Source organism: Aurantiacibacter spongiae, assembly GCF_003815535.1.
Lineage (GTDB): Bacteria > Pseudomonadota > Alphaproteobacteria > Sphingomonadales > Sphingomonadaceae > Alteraurantiacibacter > Alteraurantiacibacter spongiae.
Map to the genome: position 1 here is coordinate 1,736,283 of NZ_RPFZ01000001.1, position 18,868 is coordinate 1,755,150.

Annotated in this window: 20 protein-coding genes and 1 tRNA gene; 10 read left to right on the top strand and 11 right to left on the bottom strand. The window is 63.0% G+C overall.

Annotated elements, in window-relative coordinates:
* Window positions 1-5: 5 nt before the first annotated feature.
* Genes EG799_RS08495 through EG799_RS08505 form a run of 3 tightly spaced genes read right to left on the bottom strand, consistent with a single transcriptional unit; the run spans window position 6 to window position 2,652 of the window.
* The gene (locus EG799_RS08495; protein WP_123880315.1) at window positions 6-818 is read right to left on the bottom strand and encodes an SDR family NAD(P)-dependent oxidoreductase; all 813 of its coding nucleotides are present in this window, start codon (window positions 816-818) and stop codon (window positions 6-8) included.
* Entirely contained in the window at window positions 815-2,002 is a 1,188-nt protein-coding gene (locus EG799_RS08500; RefSeq protein WP_123882981.1) for a zinc-dependent alcohol dehydrogenase, read from the bottom strand. Before EG799_RS08500 ends, EG799_RS08495 begins: the two co-directional genes overlap by 4 nt.
* A complete protein-coding gene (locus EG799_RS08505; RefSeq protein WP_123880317.1) occupies window positions 2,002-2,652 on the bottom strand; it encodes an SRPBCC family protein in 651 nt (216 codons plus the stop codon). Before EG799_RS08505 ends, EG799_RS08500 begins: the two co-directional genes overlap by 1 nt.
* Before the next feature lie 171 nt (window positions 2,653-2,823).
* On the opposite strand from EG799_RS08505, the gene EG799_RS08510 reads away from it, so the two are divergent.
* Window positions 2,824-3,834 (top strand): NAD(P)H-dependent flavin oxidoreductase, encoded by a 1,011-nt coding sequence (locus tag EG799_RS08510; protein ID WP_123880319.1) that lies wholly within the window; start codon window positions 2,824-2,826, stop codon window positions 3,832-3,834.
* A 16-nt stretch (window positions 3,835-3,850) separates the two neighbouring features.
* Here EG799_RS08510 and EG799_RS08515 read toward each other — a convergent pair whose 3' ends face one another.
* Together EG799_RS08515 and EG799_RS08520 are read right to left on the bottom strand one after the other, a co-directional pair.
* The gene (locus tag EG799_RS08515; RefSeq protein WP_123880321.1) at window positions 3,851-4,180 is read right to left on the bottom strand and encodes a hypothetical protein; all 330 of its coding nucleotides are present in this window, start codon (window positions 4,178-4,180) and stop codon (window positions 3,851-3,853) included.
* 128 nt (window positions 4,181-4,308) lie between these two features.
* Entirely contained in the window at window positions 4,309-5,625 is a 1,317-nt protein-coding gene (locus EG799_RS08520; protein ID WP_123880323.1) for an aminomethyltransferase family protein, read from the bottom strand.
* A 214-nt stretch (window positions 5,626-5,839) separates the two neighbouring features.
* Between EG799_RS08520 and EG799_RS08525 the strand changes: the two genes are divergently transcribed.
* The 4 genes from EG799_RS08525 to EG799_RS08540 all read left to right on the top strand — a co-directional run bounded on the left by EG799_RS08525 (window position 5,840) and on the right by EG799_RS08540 (window position 10,487).
* Window positions 5,840-6,700, top strand: coding sequence for a dienelactone hydrolase family protein (locus EG799_RS08525; protein ID WP_123880325.1), 861 nt, complete (start codon window positions 5,840-5,842; stop codon window positions 6,698-6,700).
* Between the two features lie 194 nt (window positions 6,701-6,894).
* Window positions 6,895-7,164, top strand: coding sequence for a hypothetical protein (locus tag EG799_RS08530; protein WP_123880327.1), 270 nt, complete (start codon window positions 6,895-6,897; stop codon window positions 7,162-7,164).
* 42 nt (window positions 7,165-7,206) lie between these two features.
* The gene (locus tag EG799_RS08535; protein WP_234029083.1) at window positions 7,207-8,772 is read left to right on the top strand and encodes a L,D-transpeptidase family protein; all 1,566 of its coding nucleotides are present in this window, start codon (window positions 7,207-7,209) and stop codon (window positions 8,770-8,772) included.
* A gap of 83 nt (window positions 8,773-8,855) precedes the next feature.
* Window positions 8,856-10,487, top strand: a complete 1,632-nt coding sequence (locus tag EG799_RS08540; protein ID WP_123880331.1) for an AMP-binding protein — start codon at window positions 8,856-8,858, stop codon at window positions 10,485-10,487.
* A 17-nt stretch (window positions 10,488-10,504) separates the two neighbouring features.
* On the opposite strand, the gene EG799_RS14000 is transcribed toward EG799_RS08540, so the two are convergent.
* Both EG799_RS14000 and EG799_RS08545 read right to left on the bottom strand, forming a co-directional pair.
* Complete coding sequence (locus EG799_RS14000) at window positions 10,505-10,681, bottom strand: hypothetical protein (protein ID WP_158611047.1); 177 nt, start codon at window positions 10,679-10,681, stop codon at window positions 10,505-10,507.
* A gap of 47 nt (window positions 10,682-10,728) precedes the next feature.
* Window positions 10,729-11,928 carry a transaldolase family protein gene (locus EG799_RS08545; RefSeq protein WP_123880333.1) on the bottom strand — a complete coding sequence of 400 codons (1,200 nt, stop codon included), beginning with the start codon at window positions 11,926-11,928 and terminating at the stop codon, window positions 10,729-10,731.
* 157 nt (window positions 11,929-12,085) lie between these two features.
* Here EG799_RS08545 and EG799_RS08550 point away from each other — a divergent pair, with 157 nt between their 5' ends.
* Both EG799_RS08550 and EG799_RS08555 read left to right on the top strand, forming a co-directional pair.
* A complete protein-coding gene (locus EG799_RS08550; RefSeq protein ID WP_123880335.1) occupies window positions 12,086-13,093 on the top strand; it encodes an SPFH domain-containing protein in 1,008 nt (335 codons plus the stop codon).
* Window positions 13,094-13,597 (top strand): NfeD family protein, encoded by a 504-nt coding sequence (locus tag EG799_RS08555; RefSeq protein ID WP_234029084.1) that lies wholly within the window; start codon window positions 13,094-13,096, stop codon window positions 13,595-13,597.
* Between the two features lie 64 nt (window positions 13,598-13,661).
* Here the strand turns inward: EG799_RS08555 and EG799_RS08560 are convergent, their stop codons facing one another.
* Window positions 13,662-14,654 (bottom strand): complex I NDUFA9 subunit family protein, encoded by a 993-nt coding sequence (locus EG799_RS08560; protein WP_234029085.1) that lies wholly within the window; start codon window positions 14,652-14,654, stop codon window positions 13,662-13,664.
* Window positions 14,655-14,807: 153 nt separating this feature from the next.
* On the opposite strand from EG799_RS08560, the gene EG799_RS08565 reads away from it, so the two are divergent.
* Both EG799_RS08565 and EG799_RS08570 read left to right on the top strand, forming a co-directional pair.
* Window positions 14,808-14,894, top strand: a tRNA-Leu gene (locus EG799_RS08565).
* 165 nt (window positions 14,895-15,059) lie between these two features.
* Window positions 15,060-16,283, top strand: a complete 1,224-nt coding sequence (locus EG799_RS08570) for a tyrosine-type recombinase/integrase (protein WP_123880337.1) — start codon at window positions 15,060-15,062, stop codon at window positions 16,281-16,283.
* Between the two features lie 136 nt (window positions 16,284-16,419).
* On the opposite strand, the gene EG799_RS08575 is transcribed toward EG799_RS08570, so the two are convergent.
* The 3 genes from EG799_RS08575 to EG799_RS08585 form a co-directional block, all read right to left on the bottom strand.
* Window positions 16,420-16,614: a DUF6961 family protein gene (locus EG799_RS08575; protein WP_123880339.1), complete on the bottom strand. Its 195-nt coding sequence runs from the start codon at window positions 16,612-16,614 to the stop codon at window positions 16,420-16,422.
* Complete coding sequence (locus EG799_RS14080) at window positions 16,605-17,156, bottom strand: thermonuclease family protein (protein WP_181950887.1); 552 nt, start codon at window positions 17,154-17,156, stop codon at window positions 16,605-16,607. Before EG799_RS14080 ends, EG799_RS08575 begins: the two co-directional genes overlap by 10 nt.
* Before the next feature lie 64 nt (window positions 17,157-17,220).
* The gene (locus tag EG799_RS08585; protein ID WP_022673624.1) at window positions 17,221-17,805 is read right to left on the bottom strand and encodes a lytic transglycosylase domain-containing protein; all 585 of its coding nucleotides are present in this window, start codon (window positions 17,803-17,805) and stop codon (window positions 17,221-17,223) included.
* Window positions 17,806-17,943: 138 nt separating this feature from the next.
* Between EG799_RS08585 and EG799_RS08590 the strand changes: the two genes are divergently transcribed.
* The gene (locus EG799_RS08590; RefSeq protein WP_234029086.1) at window positions 17,944-18,858 is read left to right on the top strand and encodes a DUF7146 domain-containing protein; all 915 of its coding nucleotides are present in this window, start codon (window positions 17,944-17,946) and stop codon (window positions 18,856-18,858) included.
* Window positions 18,859-18,868 lie beyond the last annotated feature (10 nt).

The window sequence follows — 18,868 nt, forward strand, 5'->3', positions numbered from 1 at the left end:
CAGGCTCAGTCGGCAGCTTCGGTCTCCTTGCCCTGCGGCTGCGCCATGCGGCGGTGCAGCTTCGCGATGAGCGGGGCGGGGAGGATGTCGGCAACGAGGTATTGCAGCTTGTTCATGATGCCGCTGACCTCCTTGATCTCGCCCTTGATCAGGGCGTCGTAGCCGTCCTCGGCCACCTTGGCCGGGTCCGCCTTCTTCGACTGGCCGACCGAGGTATCCTCCATGCCGGCCCGTTCGAAGAACGCGGTATCGGTCGCGCCGGGGAGCAGGCAGGTGACGACGAGATCGGTTTCCTTCAATTCGTTGGCGAGGCCCACGCAGAAGTCGTCGATGAAGGCCTTGGTCGAATTGTAAACCAGATTGAACGGTCCCGGCATGTCGCCGACGATCGATCCGGTCACCAGCATGCGCCCGCTGCCCCGCGCCTTCATCCGTCCCCCGATCTTGTGGATGAGGGAGATCGTGCCCGTCACGTTCGTGTCGAGCGCGTGCTTGATCGCGTCCCAGTCCTGATCGAGGAAGGCACCGCCATCGCCATTACCGGCATTGGCGACGAGCACGTCCACGTTCCGGTCGCCGACCGCATCCATCACCGCGGCGATGCCGTCACGGGTGGCGAGGTTGGTCTGCAACGTCTCGACCTCGGCCGCACCGAGCTCCCGGGCGGCGGTTTCGGCCTGTGACAAGTCTTCGTTGGCGACCAGCAACAGCGCGCAGCCATCCTTCGCTATCAGTTTTGTCAGTTCCAGACCGATGCCGCTGCTCGCACCGGTGACGATGACGAAGCCGGTCAGCTTGTCGACGGGGTTCTTGCTCATTGTGTCGTCTCCATTCCGGGCTTCAGCACGACCTTCGTCCAGCTGTCCTGCTTTTCCCTGAAATTCTTGTACCCCGTCGCCGCCTCTTCCAGAGGAAGCCGGTGACTGATGAGGAAGGTGGTATCGAGCGTGCCGTCCTCGATCTTCGAGAGCAGGTCGCCGAGATAGCGCTGGACGTGGGTCTGCCCGGTGCGGACCTGCAGGCCTTTCTCCATCAGGGCGCCGAGCGGAAACTTGTCGGTCATCCCGCCATAGACGCCAGGAATGGAAACGCGCCCGCCAGGCCGAACCGCAAGGATCGCCTGTTTGAGCGCCTTTGCCCGGTCCGCACCGATACCGACCGTCTGCTTGGCGATATCGAGCAGGTTGTCGACAGCGAAACCGTGCGCTTCCATGCCGACGGCGTCGATGACCGCATCGACCCCGATGCCGCCCGACATTTCCATCAACGCTTCGCGCACGTCGGTATGGCGGAAGTCGATGGTCTCGGCGCCCATCTGCTTCGCCAGTTCGAGACGGTGCGGGTAGTGATCGATGGCGATGACCTTCGATGCGCCCATGACGATCGCGGACTGGATGGCGAACAGGCCGACGGGGCCGCAGCCCCAGACAGCGACCGTGTCGTCCGGCTGGATTTCGGCATTTTCCGCTCCCATCCAGCCTGTCGGAAGGATATCGGAAAGGAACAGAACCTTGTCGTCCTCCAGATGATCCGGAACTGCGATCGGCCCGACATCGGAAAACGGCACACGCACATATTCCGCCTGACCGCCCGAATATCCACCGGTCAGATGCGAATACCCGAACAGGCCGGCCATCGGGTGGCCGTAAAGCGTGGCCGACAGGTCCTGTTTCTCGGCGGGGTTGGAGTTCTCGCAGCAACTGAACTGCTCGATCTTGCAGTGGAAGCAACCACCGCAACTGATGGTGAATGGCACCACCACCCGCTGGCCTTTCTCGAGCGTGCTGTCCGCGCCGACCTCGACGACTTCGCCCATAAATTCGTGCCCGAGAATGTCACCGGTCTGCACGGCGGGAATGACACCGTCGTAAAGATGCAGATCGGATCCGCAAATGGCGGTCGAAGTGACCTTGATGATGGCATCGCGCGAATTGACGATTTCGGGATCGTCGACGGTTTCGACACGAACGTCCTTGGTGCCGTGGAAGGTAAGGGCTCTCATCATGCATTCTCCTGTCGCGCTGCCCGGGTCTGATCCTTGCGCCGGGCCGAGGTGGCGATTTCACCAGTTTCCATCAGCATCTTGAACCGTTTCAGGTCGTGACGCGCCTGCACCTCGGGTTCGCGCAAGAAGGCCTTGGCGACGGCGCGGCCAAGTTCGCCGGCCGGCGGATCGTAGGCGACGATCAAACTGACACGCGTTCCGCGATCACCGGGTGCGTCGCTGAAAGCGACCTTGCCTTCGGTTGATATGTCCGACCCTTCAACGGACCGCCATGCTATGACCTCGTTCTCGCGTTCTTCGGTGATCTCGGTCTCGACGTCGACGGTTCGCCCTGCGGGGGCGCGAATCGTCCAGACCGCACGATCCTTGCCCTTGGCTTCGACCTGTTCGAGATTTTCCATGAAGGCGGCGAGGTTCGAGAAGTCACGCCAGAATGCGAACAATTCGGCACGCGGCTTGCGAATGGTTACCGTTCGCCCGATCACATCGAACTGATCGCCCGACCCCTTGCGGGCGGTATATCCGGGGGCGTCATCCTCCCCCTTCCTGTGCCGGCTGCTCAGAAAGGCTCCGAAGGCGGCCGCTCCTGCTGCAAGACCGAGACCCGCCACGAGCGCGATGGGTCCTGTGTCCCTGTCCTGGGTCATCAAGTTTCTCCTGTTGCGTCATAGACATGAAAAACCGATCCTTCCTGCGGTTCCGAAACGGACCGCGAGGCAGGCCGAGGTGTTCGCTCAAGCGGACCGGCTGCCGTATTCGTGCCTTCCGGCCGCGGCACGTCTTGTCCGTCCCCGGCGGCGCATCTATGCGTTCGGCGCATGAGCACCTATCCAAAGACGCAGGCCCTGATGGCGCGTGGTCGCGATTTCCTCGGCTCCGACCATGCGATCATGTGTGGAGCGATGAGCTGGGTATCGGAACGCAACCTCGTTGCAGCTATCAGCAATGGCGGCGGCTTCGGGGTGATCGCCTGCGGTGCGATGACCCCCGAATTGCTGGACGCCGAAATTACCGGCACGAAGGCGCTGACCGACCGACCCTTCGGCGTGAACCTCATCACCATGCATCCCGATCTCGGCGACCTGATCGCCATCTGCGTGAAGCATGAAGTCGGGCATGTCGTTCTGGCCGGCGGAGTGCCCCCGCGTTGCAGCGTCGAAGCGATCAAGCAGAGCGGGGCCAAGGTCGTCGTCTTCGCGCCGACGCTGGCCCTGGCGAAAAAGCTGCTGCGCTCGGGTGCGGATGCGCTCGTCATCGAGGGGATGGAGGCCGGCGGTCATATCGGTCCGGTATCGACCAGCGTTCTGGCACAGGAATTCCTGCCCGCGCTGGCGAAGGAACATCTCGTCTTCGTCGCTGGCGGGATCGGTCGCGGGGAAGCGATAGCCGGCTACCTGGAAATGGGCGCGGCCGGTGTACAGCTGGGAACCCGCTTCGCCTGCGCCAGCGAGAGCATTGCGCATGACAGGTTCAAGCAGGCATTCTTCCGTGCCAACGCGCGCGATGCGGTCGCTTCGGTCCAGGTCGATGCCCGGCTGCCGGTCATTCCGGTACGCGCGCTGAAGAACAAGGGCACCGAGGAGTTTACTGCAAAACAGCGCGAAGTCGCCGGCGTTCTCGACCGTGAGGAAATCGCCATGGCCGAGGCGCAGTTGCAGATCGAGCATTACTGGGCCGGGGCGTTACGCCGGGCGGTCATCGACGGTGATACCGAGAACGGTTCGCTGATGGCCGGTCAGTCGGTCGGAATGGTGAAGGAGGAAGAGCCCGCCGCACAGATAATCGCTCGCCTCATGGAAGAAAGCGAGACGGCGCTGACGCGGCGGTAGGCCCTGACTTTCCCGACTAGGAAACCTGGAAATCCACTATCCGTCCATCGCTGCGGAAGGCGCAGCGAAACTGCCGGGAATAGCGATTGCGTTCCTCGACCGAGCCGTAAACTTCGACGATGTCACGGCTTTGCCGGACATCGGCGATCTGCACCCGGCCGTAGCGCGACGCTTCCCGGCCGCACGCCTCGACGGCGGCGCGTTCGAACTGCGAACCGCTGTTCCGGGTGTTTCCGCCGAAGACGCCGCCGAGCAAACCACCGAGCGGGTTGCCGCCATAGCCGGCGGCGCATCCGCTCAGCAGCATCGAACCGGCGAGCATGGCGGGGACGAGTATCTTCTTCATCAGTGGCTCCTCATTGTCGATCTTCGCCACGTCCCTGCCGTGCCGAGCTTGCTAAACTACGGTATCGCCTTGCGATTGTTCCTCGGGCAACCGTAGTCTGCTCGTTCTGACACGGACGCCGCCATACGTTAAAGGCGCGCTTCGACCGTCGCCTTGACCCGCATCTGCCTATGCGGCTCTACACACGCTTTCTCGGTTCCACCCGCTCGCTCGCCCCAGATCAGGTCGAGTTCCACGCCCTGTGGCACTTCATGATCGACGGTGGCGAGAGAAAACACCGCTTTCCGGTTCCAGTCGTAACTGGCGAGAAAGGACAGTCCGACGGTGTTGCCATCAGCATCGTCCAGCGCATCGTACTGGCAATCGGCGTAACCGCCGACCGGAAGGGCGAAGAACTTGTATTGCTCCCCGCCGGGCGCAAGCATCGAGGTCCAAAGCCGTTTCACGTCCTTCGCCCGCCACCGCATGAGCACGGGCCTGCGCTCTTCGTCGGGATTGCGATCCTTCAAGGTTTCGCAACCAGGAAAGTCGTGATCGAAACAGACGTGCTTCCCGAACCCCAGTTCCCACGGGTTGCAGTAGTAATCGTCGACGACGTCGCTGACAAAGGAACCGCCCAGCGTAAGCCCGGCTTCGCGAGAGTCGGCGCGCAGCCATTTGCGAAAATCGACCATCAGCTCGCCGGTATGGATCGCGGGCAGGTAGTTTGGAACCCTTCGACCCGATATGGCCTCGGATGCCTGCGCCCTGCGCCCGACGGGCACGAGGCCGAACGATTTTCCAGCCTGCATGATCGCTTCGCGCAGCACGACGCGTTCGGAACGCGGCCCGGCGATTTCCAGACCCCGGCGACCGCCCCGGTCAATCCGCGCGGCGGTGACGCGCGAGCCACCCACCTTCGCGGCGAGGCTTTGCCGGGACGGCATGCTGCCCAGGTCACCGATACCCAGCGCTGCCACGACATCGGCTGCGCGCGGCCCGTGTATCTGAAACCTGGCCTGGCCGGACAGCGCAGGCGTCCTCGCGACCTCGATACCGCTGGACTGCACGGTCGCACGGTATTCGAGCCAGCTCGCCATGGCGGACCGGCCGGTATAGATGAAGCGATCCTCCGCGAGGCGGCAGATCACTCCGTCGCCGATGACGCGGCCGTAGAAGTTCGTCGCGACACAATGGCGACCTTCTCCCTCTTTCCAGTTCTGCGACGAGTTGACGATACTTCCCCCGATCAGGGAGGCCGCATCCGCGCCGGACAGTCGCGTTTCGACAAGCTCGTCCGTCAGGTCGAACAGAGCTGCACTGTGATCCCACGCCCACTGTTCGTCGCGCCAGTTCGAGAATTCGGCTGGCACTCCCGATGGTGGTGAAGGTTCTTGCCACCTGTTTCGCAACCAGTGGGCGACGTTGCCCGCATCCGCGACGAGGTCATGCAGCGTTTCGGTCATGATATCGAGGGCCTCATGAAAAGGGGAGCGGGCGGCGGGCAGCGAAGTTCCGCCGGGTCGGGCGGAGTGTTCCGCTGACGAGGCGCCGCGGGCAGTCCTTCTACGGTTCAAGATGTGGCGCGACCCTTTATTCGAGATAGGTCTCTGCTACCTTGCACCCCACCGGGTAGATTGGAGATTGAACGCGATGTGCAGCCAGGATCAGCTTCGAGCGATGGGCGTGACAAAGGATGGCGGTTTCAATCGCCGACAGTTTGCGGTGATCGGCGCGCTCGCGGGTGCTGGCAGCACCTTGGCGGCCTGCGCGCCGATCGCCGGCCCCGGTAGAGGCGAGCTTGTTCAGCAGAACGTGAGTTTCTCGGCCCCCGGCGGGACGTTCGACGGCGTGTTCATCCATCCGGCAGAGGGTAGCTGGCCCGCTGTGGTCCTGTGGCCCGATATTGCCGGATTGCGACCGGCCCCGATCGAAATGGGTCGCAGGCTGGCACAGTCGGGTTATGCCGTTCTGGTCGGCAACCCCTATTACCGGAACGTCGCCGGACAGCAGTTCGCCGACTTCGAGGAGTTTCGCACGGAGAACGGTTTCGAGAAGGTCGGGCCGTGGCGGGCCGACAATTCCAACGAGAACGTCATGGCGACGACCCGGGCGCTAGTGTCGTGGCTCGACGGGCAGGCGGCCGTCGACGCCAATTCCGGCATCGGCATCCAGGGGTACTGTATGACCGGGGGGTGGTCCATCATCGGGGCGGCAGCGGTGCCGGGGCGGGTAAAGGCGGCCGCCAGCTTCCACGGCGGTGGCCTCGTGGGCGATGCGGCGTCGGCGCCCGTCAACCTGCTGGATGACATGGCCAACGGTGCAGGGGCATTGATAGCGATCGCACGAAACGACGATGCCGACAATCCGGAGGCGAAAACGCTGCTGCGCGATGCGGGCGAGAAGTCCGCAGCCAGTGTCGAGGTGGAGGTCTACGATGGCGACCACGGCTGGACCGTGCTCGACAGTCCCGCCTATGCCCAGGGCGAGGCGGAGCGCGCATGGACCGCGTTGCTGCGACTTTACCGGGACGAACTCTAAAACCCGTAAGAACGCCTTGCTTACCCGGGCAGGTTGAGCCGAACTCAGGGCTCACCTTGCTCCGTTTTCCTGTTCGACTCCGGGCTCGGGAACCCGCGGGACCGAAGGATTGTTGAATCGGGCAACGTTACGTCTGTCTGCCTCCGGCACCTGATCGCGGCGTTATTCGGAACCAACCAAAGCGGGGACTGACCATGAGACTCCATCATATCGCCACCATCGGCCTGGCCGCCGTCACGCTGGGCGCCTGCTCGACCTATGACGACGACTACGAGGAAACCTATGTGGCCGAAGCGCCTCCCGTCGGACCGGGCGCGCTCGTCGGAACAGTCGCAGCCGATCGTGACGGAAACGGCGTCGTGGACGGTTATTACGATGCGAACGGCAATTACTTCGCCTTCCAGGCCCCGCCGTGTCCCCCACCGCCGCAGCCCACGGTACAGCCTTACGGGGAACGGGGCTGACCACGAATGCAAGGTGGGTCGCGCCATTCTTCCGTTAGCCCGGTGAGGCTCGCCGCTGCAGCGGCGAGCCTCACCTTTCTCGCCGTTCCATGCGCCGCCTCTGCGCAGGCCGAAGCGACGCCGGACACGGCGAGAACCAGTGTGGCCCCTTCGAACGATGCCGTCGCGCGGGCGATACGTGCCGAGGCGCGCGGTCGCATCGGCGGTTTCTACGCGGCCCGCGGCTTCTGGCCGCTTTGGGTGGAAAATGGTCGCCTGTCTTCTGCGGCAGAGGCATTCGTATCGCTGGTCGAGAGCGCCGAGGCCGACGGTTTGCGACCACGCGATTACGATCCCGAAGGACTGGTGCGGCTGATCGAGGCGGCTCGCTCCGGCGAGCCGCGTGACCTCGCGCGTGCCGAACTCCGGCTGTCACGTGGCTTCTCGCAGTTCGCCCTGGATATGGCCCGCCCCAACCGGGAAACGACCTATTACGACGATGCCGTGCGTCCCGGGAACGAGAGGCCCGAAGAAATCCTTCGCCGTGCTGCGCTCGCGGAAGACTTTACGGCCTATATCGCCGGCATCGAATGGATGAGCCCCTATTACGTGGGTTTGCGCAAGGCGCTGATCGACGCCAGCCCCCGAACGGGCGCGGACCGCGCTCCGGCGATCGTCTATAACGGGCCGCTCCTGCGCGTTGGAGATCAGAACCTTCGTGTGCTGCAATTGCGCCGGAGGCTCGGGCTGCCGGCGGGCGATACCTTCGATACCGACTTGCGCGATGCGCTGGCGGACTTCCAGCGCTCGCACGGACTTACTGCCGATGGCGTGCTGGGCCCGCAGACGGTCGCCGCTCTCAACACCGCCGCGGTTTCGCGACCCGGCAACATCACGACGCTGCGGGAAAATCTCGAGCGGGCGCGCGAATTGCCCGGGCCGTGGACCAAGCATATCGTCGTAAACGCCGCTGCCGCGCGTCTCGCCTATTTCGACGAAGGCGAAGAGCAGGGTGCAATGAAGGTCGTCGTGGGCACGCCCCAGACCCCCACGCCGATGATGGCCGGAATGCTTCGGTACGCGACGCTCAATCCTTACTGGAACGTCCCTGTCAATCTCGTGCAAAAGACGATCGCGCCCGCCGTCCTGCGCGGGGCATCGCTTGACGCGATGGGGTACGAGGCTCTGTCCGACTGGAGCGCGGATGCCCGCGTGATCGATCCCTCGACCGTAGACTGGCGCGCAGCGGCCGCGGGCCGGGCGCAGGTTCGCGTTCGCGAACTACCGGGTAGCGGGAACGCGATGGGCAGCGTCAAGTATCAGTTTCCCAACGATCAGGGCATCTATCTCCACGATACGGACAATCGCGCGCTGTTTGCCGAGGATCGGCGCCAGCGAAGCAACGGTTGCGTCCGGCTCGAGGATGCGAGCGAACTCGGGCGCTGGCTGTTCGGTTCGATGCCGGCGGCGGATGGAAGCGCGCCGGAACAGCACGTCGCCCTGCCCCGGGGCGTTCCGGTTTTCCTCACCTACCTGACCGCTGTGCCGCGCGAAGACGGAACGATTGCCTATTACGACGACGTCTATGGCCGGGATGGCGGACGCGCGCGGCTCGCCTCGACCGACTGATCCTTCGCTGTTGCCAGCCGCCCGGCGAATGGTAGTCTCCTCGGGGAACATCCGGTCATCAGCCGGCAAGAGGGGAGAGGACTGTGGCCGAACGACGGCTGACGCGCAGCTATTGCGACTGGTTCGCCGATGAGGCGATACTCGATTGCACCATCGGCGGCCTGCTGAGGAAACAGGCTGGCCGGACCCCCGACGACCACGCGCTCGTCGAGGGACTTTCCGACGGAACGGCCGGGCGACGCTGGACCTATGCCGAACTGCTGCACGACGCCGACCGTCTGGCGCGTTCGATGGTGTCTCGATACCGGAAGGGAGAGCGCGTGGCGGTCTGGGCCCCGAATATCCCGGAATGGGTAATCATCGAATATGCCGCGGCGCTTGCCGGACTGACCCTGGTAACGGTCAATCCCGCCTATCAGAAGCGCGAGCTCGACTACATCCTGCGCCAGTCCGGCTCCGCGGGACTTTTCCTGATCGAGGAGTTTCGCGGCAATCGGATGGGAGAAATCGCCCGGGGCGTCGCAGGCGGTATTCCTCACCTGCGCGAAGTGATCGACATGCGCGACGAGGCGGCCTTCTTCGGGGGCGGGGACGAGGCGGCCAGCACCCTTCCCGAAATCGCGACGAGCGACCCGGCGCAGATACAGTACACATCGGGCACGACCGGCTTTCCCAAGGGCGTGGTCCTGTCGCACCGCAACCTTGCCAACAACGCGCGCCTGTTCGTCGAGAGCGGCGAGTTGGAGGGCGGGGCGACCATCGGGCTGACGCCGCTGTTCCACACGATGGGCTGTTCCATGTCCGTACTGGGGTCCATGCAGGTCGGCGCGACCTATGTGCCGCTGGTAGGCTTCGATCCGGACGCCGCGCTTGACCTCATGGAAAGCGAGAAGGTCGTGTGGACGATATCCGTTCCCACCATGGCGATGGCGATGATCGAGGCGCAGCGAAAACGTCCGCGCGATCTTTCAGCGCTTCGGGTGATCGGCGTCGGCGGGGCGATGGTCGCTCCCGAACTGGTCCGCGCCGCGCGCGAGGTGCTCGGTGCGGAAATACGCGTCGCCTACGGCCAGACCGAAAGCAGTCCGCTCATAACAACCTGCCGGCCCGGCGACTCGGACGAGGACATCGCCGGCACCATCGGGCGACCGGCATCAGGTTGCGAGGTAGGGATTTTCGATCCGGAATCGGGTGATGTCCTCCCCTGTGACACGGTCGGGGAGATCCGTGCGCGCAGCTATGCCACCATGATAGGCTACAATGACGATCCCGAAGCGACGGCTGCCGCCATCGATGGCGAAGGCTGGCTGCATACCGGTGATCTTGGGCGTATGGACGATCGGGGATTCGTCACCATTACCGGCCGCGTGCGCGAAATGATCATCCGCGGCGGTGAGAACCTGTTTCCGGCGGAAATCGAGAATGTCCTGCTCGAACATCCCGATGTGGCCGAATGCGCGGTAGTCGGCGTGCCGGACGAGCGGTTTGGTGAGGGGGTCGCGGCCTTCGTTCGCACCGTAGACGACCGACCGCTGGACGTGGAAGCCCTTCGCGCGCATTGCCGGGCCCAGATTTCCGCGCAGAAATGCCCTGCTCACTGGGAGCGGGTGCGGGAATTCCCGCTGACCGGTTCGGGCAAGATCAGGAAGTTCAAGCTGCGCGAGCAGTGGGAGGCGGAGCATCGTGTCGCACCGCCGCAGGAGGAGGACGCCTGAACGCGGGACGGGCAACGTCAGTTTCTCGGCGGTTTGCCCAGAACCTTGCGTCGCCAGGCGCGCAGGCACCACCCCCCGCCCAGTACACCGCCTCCGCACAGGAGGGCGACCGATCCGACGATGACCGTTGCCGTGCCGAGCGCGCCGGTAATGGCGAGCAGGAAGTGAACGAGAAATTCGACGATCGAGCGCATCGCTCAACCTCCTGCCACGCAAGCGGTTGCGGCGAAAGGGTTTCTCCTCACCCCTCCATTGCGGCGCGCACGAAATCGACCGTGGCGCGGGTAGCCGTGGCAAATTCGGTGCCGGTCGCCTGAAAACTGCCGAACTGGCTGAACTGGTCGGGCGTCATGCCGTCGAATTCGTACGCCGCGCGAAAGCTCGGAAGCCTCAACAGCTTTTCGAGGCTTTCCGCATCCGGCTCCCGCCGGATCGCATCCGGATCGAGCGGACGAAAGTCGTTCTCCAGTTCCATCAGGCGGGCGATGTAGGAGGGCGGGCAGGTGTAGACCATGCCGCTGCCGGCGAAATCCTCGATCTGGCGGCTTACCCACTGCCCGCTTTCGTGCTGCTCGATCCGCAGCGAGCATTGCAGCATTTTCGACGGGTGATCGTTATCCTTCGCCCACCAGTAGGCGCGCTTCAGCACGGCCTCTTCCCCGTCGCGCATTTCCTTAGTCGACAGGTCTATTCCCCGCGCCTTGGCCTCGGTTGCCCAGTCGCCCTTCTGAGACAGGCGGCTGGCCATGTGCGTGACGATGGATCGCCAGTTGGAAAGATCGACCGAAGCGGCGCGGGCGCGCTGCAGGCCGGCCGTCACGGCAGCCATGCAGCGCATGTACTGCGGTACCGCGAAGCTCGAGGTGTTGTTGGTGGCTATACCGCGCGCGGTCAGTTCCTCGATGACTTCGTATCCCGCTTTCGAGCCGGGAATCTTGACCATCACGTTCGGTCCCTGCGCGGCGATCTGGAGCCCCTCGCGCAGCATTCGCTCGCCGTCCTCGGCAAACCGCGGATCGACCTGCCCGGACAGGAAGCCGTACTGTCCTCCCGATGCGTCGTAGACCGGCCGGATCGCTTCCGCACCCGCCTTCACGATATCGAGGTAGAGCTGCCAGTAGACGGCTTCGACGTCGAGCGCACGGTCGGATTTCATGATGTCGTGGATGCGCGCCTGCCAGCGCGGCGGATCGACCTGTACGGTCTGCAGGACCAGCGGCGGATTTGTGGTAACGCCGCGAAAGCCCATCGTTCCCTTCTCGTCGATGGCCTTTTGGTCATAGAACCAGTCGAGCTGCTCTTCCCAGTCGCCGCGCTTGCCCTCCGGCGCGGCCGCCAGCGTTTCGGCCCGCCAGCTCGGAAATACGAGCGGCGAGCTGTCCCACCAGATTTCGCAGTCGGGATTGGTTCTGGCGAGGCGTTGCAGAACGTGCGTGGTCATGGTTTCTCTCTCAACATTCGCCGGGAAGGGCGGCTCTCTCGACGCGACCCCTCGCCTGCCGCGAAGCTTGCGTCAATCGCGGCAGGCGAGGTTTTCCGCTTTCGCTTGCCCCGGGCCGCCCTTGCTCTAGGATAGTTTCAGATCAACGGAGGATCCCATGGGTTTCGCGGCACTGGCGGCGCTGGTTTTCGTACTTCTCTTGTTCCTGATGATGGGCGTGCGCGTCGTCAAGCAGGGTTACGTCTATACCATTGAACGGCTGGGCAAGTTCACGCTTTCGGCGGAGCCGGGCCTGCACCTCATCATTCCGTTCATCGACCGCGTCGGTCACAAGATCAACATGATGGAACAGGTGCTCGACATACCCGGGCAGGAAATCATCACCAAGGACAACGCGATGGTCGGCGTGGACGCGGTCGTATTCTTCCAGGTGCTCGATGCCGGCAAGGCCGCGTACGAGGTTTCGGGGCTGCACAATGCCATTCTGGCGCTCACGACTACGAACCTGCGTACGGTGATGGGAAGCATGGACCTGGACGAGACATTGTCCAAGCGCGACGATATCAATGCCCGTTTGCTGTCCGTGGTCGACCATGCGACCTCGCCCTGGGGCATCAAGATCACCCGCGTCGAGATCAAGGATATCCGCCCACCCATAGATATATCCGAGGCGATGGCCCGGCAGATGAAGGCCGAACGCCTGAAGCGCGCCGAAATCCTCGAAGCGGAAGGCGACAAGTCCAGTGCGATCCTGCGCGCCGAAGGCTCCAAGCAGTCGGCCATCCTCGAGGCGGAAGGCAAGCGCGAATCCGCATTCCGCAACGCTGAAGCACGCGAACGCGAAGCGGAGGCGGAAGCGGCCGCCACCCGCGCCGTGTCCGAGGCCATTGCAGAAAGCGGGACGCAAGCTCTCAACTACTTCGTGGCACAGGAATATACCAAGGCGGTCGGAAAGTTCGCCGACAGTCCGAACGCCAAGACAATCCTGTTTCCGGTCGAGGCCACACAGCTTATCGGGACGCTGGGCGGCATCGGAGAACTTGCGCGGGAAGTCATCGGCGACAAGACCGGCGATGTCGGAACGCCGATCCCACCACAACGCGAGCGCGCCACGGTCCCGCGTACCCGGACGCGCGACACCGCGACCGAGCGGCAGGAACGATAGGTGGATTTCGATGGCATCGACGCCACCTGGATCTGGGTGACGCTGGGCCTGCTCCTGGCAGGTCTCGAGATGATCGTACCGGGGGTCTACCTGATCTGGATGGCGATGGCGGCCCTTGTCACCGCGCTTCTGGTATTCGTATCGGCTCCGCCCCTCACGCTGCAGATCATCAGCTTCGTGTTCCTGTCGCTGATCTTCGCTTTCTCGGCGAAGCGCTTCCTCGGTCGCTCCCCGATCATCAGTTCTGACCCCATGCTCAATCGCAAGGGGGAGCGCCTCGCCGGGGAAATCGGCACGGTCACGCAACCGATCGAACACGGCAGTGGCCGGGTGAAACTTGGCGACAGCGAATGGCTTGCGCGCGGAGTGGACATGGCGGCGGGAGAACGCGTGCGGGTCAAGGGAACGGAAGGCGCGATCCTTCTGGTCGAACCGCTTAATCTGCTAGTTGACGAGGGCAGCACGGTAGTTCCCGATGCGAAGGGCAGGCCTTCGCGCGATTGAAGCGAGCGAGTCAGGTAATCGTGCATCGTCCCTTTCGACACCGCTATCGCAGGCGGCTCCTTCCTCACATGGTTGCGCGCTTGTCCGAAAAACGCCCATGCTTGCGATAGCGCACCATCCACCGGTCGAGAAACAGGGAAAGCGGTTTCGGGTCGACGCCTAGTTCACCGATCTGCCTGATGTCCGAGCTTGCGACGTTCCCTCGCTTGAGCATCGCAAGCTGGTCGCCGTTTATCGGAGCCAGCGGCAGCGCGGCGATCATTTTCGCCAGCGGCCCGGGCACCGGCAGGAAGGTGCGGTTGCGATCCTGCCCTTCGGCTATCATCCGGTTGATCTGCAACATGGTGAGCCTTTGCGGCCCCGCCGCTTCGTAAACCTTTCCGCCATGCGTCCGCGGATCGGCCAGTGCGTTCCCGATGGCCTGCGCCAGATCGTCCACCCAGACAGGCTGCATGGGCGAATCGGCACCGAAAACCGGCAGTACCGGCGCCACCTGGATCATGTCCGCGAACATCGGGATCATTCCGCCTTCCTCTCCGAACACGACGGAGGGGCGGATGATCGTCGCATCGGGGAAGGCCTCGAGAACAAGGTCCTCGCCCCTGCCCTTCGTAGCGTAATAACCGGTGTCGCTTTGGGCATCGGCGCCGATGGCCGATACGTACACGAACCGGCTGGCACCCATCTCGGCTGCCGCGCGCGCCGCGTCGCGCGCGCCGCGAGCCTGGATAATGCGCTGGTTGGCCCCGAACGTGCCCACCAGATAGACCGCAGCATCCGCCCCGCGCATGCAGGCTTCGATGCTGCTAGCGTTCGTCACGTCGCAGCGGGCGAACTGCAACTGACCGAGATTGGCGAGCGGCTTGAGCTTGAAGGCCTTTTCCGGCTCGCGCGCGGCGATACGCACGCGGGCACCACGCTCGAGCAGATCCTGTGCGACATGGGTTCCGATGAAACCGCTGCCGCCGATAAGGACGACGAGCTTGTCTGCGAGCGGGGAAATCTTGGCCATGATGCGGTCCTCGGCGAGCCGTTCGGGTTCGACCGCCCTTGGCACATCGGGACGCGTCCGGGCAATGCCCACGTTTGGCCAACGCGGCAAGAGATTCTTCGCCAACGAGAAGCGTCCCGCGTTGACACCCTGACAAAGCTGTCCTATCGGCCCGCCCCTACCACGCGGCAGGGACACTGCCCCACCGCGCGATCCGGTGCCCAGATGGCGGAATTGGTAGACGCACCGTCTTCAGGTGGCGGCGGGGGAAACCCCGTGGAGGTTCGAGTCCTCTTCTGGGCACCATTTGTTCTTCTCACGTTCTCCCAAATAATCTATAAAACCCGCAGAAATCCTAGGGATTTGGCCCTTGGATCGTTCCGGATCGTCCCACCTGTTCTCGGGGGTTCCAGACACTTTTGTGGGCCTTTTGAGGCCGTTTCGCAAAGGCCCAGATAAAAAGGCCCCCACATGCCGCTGACAGATACTCGCCTCCGCGCTCTCAAGCCCAAGGATAAGCCATACAAGGTAACCGATGAGCGCGGCCTCTATGTTGAGGTCACGCCGACCGGCAGCAAGCTTTGGCGGTTCCGATACCGGATCGGCGGTGCGCAAAAGAAACTCTGCATCGGCAGCTATCCCGACATCAGCCTCAAGCAGGCGCGAGACGCGGCCTACGAGGCGCGACGAGCAGTTGCTTCTGGGGGCGACCCTGCCTTTGAGAAGCGGAAGCGGAAAATCCGCGCCGAGTTCCTGTCTGCTCAGACGTTCGGAGCAGTCGCGCGTGAGTATATTGAACAGATGATGGTCCAGAATGGCCGCGCCGATGGCACGATCGTCAAGGCCAACTATTTCCTCGACAAGCTTGCGCCTGCCATCGGGAACCGACCCATCCACGAGATCGAGCCGTTCGAAGTCCTGGCTCCCCTCAAACGACTGGAAGCCACTGGTAAACACGAGACTGCGAAGAAATGCCGGTCGTTCGCAGGCCGCGTGTTTCGCTACGGTGTTGCTACCACCCGCTGCAAATCCGATCCGACCAGTATGCTGAAGGGTGCTCTCGTAACGCCGAGAGCCACGCATTATGCAGCCATCCTCGAGCCCACCGAGCTAGGCGGGCTGTTGCGCGCAATCGACGACTTCACTGGCTACATGGTGACGAAGTTAGCTTTGCAGATCGCGCCGCATGTGTTCGTGCGCCCCGGCGAACTGCGGCACGCCGAATGGCATGAGATCGACCTCGTCGATGGGGTCTGGAAGATTCCTGCCGGCAAAATGAAAGCGCGCAGAGCGCATGCCGTCCCGCTTTCCAAGCAGGTTAGAGGCTATCTCTCTGATCTGGGCGAGATGCTCGGCCGCGAAGGATATGTTTTCCCATCTGCGCGCAGCTCCAAGCGTCCCATGAGTGAAAACACGCTCAATGCCGCATTCCGTCGCATGGGATACTCGAAGGAAGAGGTCACCGCGCACGGACTCCGGGCGACAGCATCAACATTCCTGAACGAGTCGGGACTTTGGAATCCGGATGCAATCGAGCGTGCCCTGGCACATGGCGACAGCAATGTTGTGCGTGGCATCTACCATCGCGGCAAACATTGGGACGAGCGTGTGCGGATGGCTCAATGGTGGAGCGACTACCTCGATGAGCTCCGGACAGGAGGAAAGGTCATCCAGGGCAAGTTTGCGAAGGGTTGATCGAGAGAACGAATTTCTTCTCACCCAATGCAGGATTGGAGGCTTAGGATCAGTCCCGCCAGGGACACAGAAGCCAACAAGGCGAACTCAATTCTGATGCCCCAGATTCGAAGCCAATTCCGCATTGTGCCGAGCCTCAGTTCGTCGAGCTTTGGCAGCCAAGCTGATCGAAGCGCTCAGCAACAGTTTTCCAAGTTGCTATGCCTGCATCGTCCCCTTCGTTGGATAGCCGCTGGATTTGCTGCGCGATATACGCGGTTCCCTCTTCGCCATGGTTCTTTTCGACCCAGAGCGCGACGGCCCACAATTCCTGGTCGCGGTTCAACACCATGGTTCGCGTCTCCCGGTCCAGGTCCGCGCCAGCCCTTCGCTGACCAGCTGATCGCCGAGCGAGCGGCCGCCGCGCGTTACGACCCGCAGTTTACGGCCGTACTGATCCTCATCTCTGCTACCGATGGTTCTGAGTTCAAAGGGTCCGCCATTGAGCAGTTCGACAAGGCGATGCGTCGCGCGCATGCCGAGTTGGTATTCATAGTCGCAACGTGGCTCGCTGATCTCGGGAGTGTCGATGTCGGCAATGCGGATCTTCACGCCATCGAGCCAGAAAGTATCTCCATCCACGACGCATGTGCGCCGGATGGATCCGCAGATGTCGAATTCTGGGGTGCTTGCGTGTTGGAATAAAGCCTGAGGCTGCTGATCGTCGTTAGCAAGGCTGGCAACATGGACTGGCCAGTTGAGTGCCAGCATCCCTCCAGCAAATACGATCGCGAATGCTCCCAGACCCAACGCGATCTCCTTTCTCAGCTTCCGGCGCTTCTGTGCCTTCAACGCCTTGCGAAAGTCGAACGGTTCACCGGGCGTCTCATTCACTAGCGTTGTCCGTCTTCATTCCGGCACATGATTTCAGATAATAGCCGGAAATCAGGCAATTTCGTCAATTGTATGTACCAATTGCTTGCCAACGTCCCAACACAGACCGGACATATTGTGGCGTTTCACCATTCTTCGGAATGCCGCGTGATCGGGAGACGGCACCTGGGCCCGCATTATAAGCAGCCAAGGCCAGGTGGACAGCGTCGAACCGGTCCAACATATCGCGAAGATACCGGGCGCCACCGTCGATCGATGCAAGAGGGTCATGACGGTTACGGACGCCCAGTTCTCGCGCCGTGGCCGGCATAAGCTGAGCCAGCCCGGCAGCGCCGGCTGGACTCACAGCCATCGGATTGAAGCGGGATTCAGCCCAGATGAGAGCCCGAAGCAGGTTGGTCGGAAGCCCGTACCGGCGCTCGGCCTCGGCTATTGCCGCCATATACAGACCCTCCCGGTAGGACACGTCCGCTGGCCCGGCTTGGTAGATTGCAGGAAGATATTGCCTTGCCGGCTGCTGGTCCGTCTTCGGTGGAACGATCGCGTGCTCGAACAAGGTGAAATCCTGGGCGCGGACTTGCTGAGAGGAGGTCGCGATCATTCCCAAACAGGCGACCGCTATCGCGGTCTGACGATTGAGGCAGGTCATCTCGAGTGGTGCTCCATTGATTCGAATCGAGATAGAACATAAGGAGAACCTATACCTGTAGGAAAGCAGCGAATGTCTGCCTTCGGGAGAGGAGAGGAACGCTGATGAGGGGGCCACTTTGCATGCTGAGGAGCTCGCATGTCCCTGTCTGTCCAAACTCATCCCAACCGGTCGCTTGCCGAGACCGCCCGTCGCATTTGCGAATCGCGTGGGGGCAAATGGTCCGGCACAAAGGGCATGGCCCGCTGCCCTGCGCATGATGACCGAACGCCTTCACTCGGTGTGTCACTCGGCCGACAGGCCATCCTCTTCCACTGTTTCGCGGGATGCGATCAGCAGAGCGTGCTGGCTGCTTTGGCGCGTGAAGGTTTCGAGGCACCGGTGCTCTTTTCAGGTTCTGCGACCACCAACGAACCCGAATCGACCAGCACCCGCAAACCCTCGGCGGTAGCGCTGAGGATCTGGCGCGATGCACAGCCACTGCGTGCCAGTCCGGCAAAGGCATATCTTGAAAGCCGCGGCATCCTCGCCGCATCTCCGGCGCTCCGCTTCCATCCACGAACGCCGCTTGGCCCGAAAGGACGGGCCCGCTTTCTGCCCGCCATGATCGCGGCAGTCAGCCTCGACGAGGGCCCGATCGCCATCCACCGCACGTTCCTGTCTACCGAGGCTTCAGGCAAGGCCGCTTTCGAAAAGCCGAAACGCGCGCTCGGCGCGCTCGGTGAAGCTGCTGTCCGCCTCTTCGCTCCGGCCTCCGGCAAGCTCGGCCTTGCCGAGGGTATCGAGAGCGCGATGTCGGCCTATGCGCTTTCCGGCATCCCCGTCTGGGCGACCCTGGGCAATGAGCGCTTCGGCCTCGTCAGCGTGCCTGAGAGCGTGACTGAGCTGCACCTCTTCGTCGATCACGATGCTGGCGGCGAGCTGGCTGCGTCGCGTAGCCTGGCCGCTTATGCCCGTGATGGGCGGACGATCCAGGTCCGCGAGCCAACCTCCCACGATTCCGATTGGAACGACGAACTCACGGCATGGCTGCGCCGCAAAGCGGCGCGTTAGAGGAGAGAAG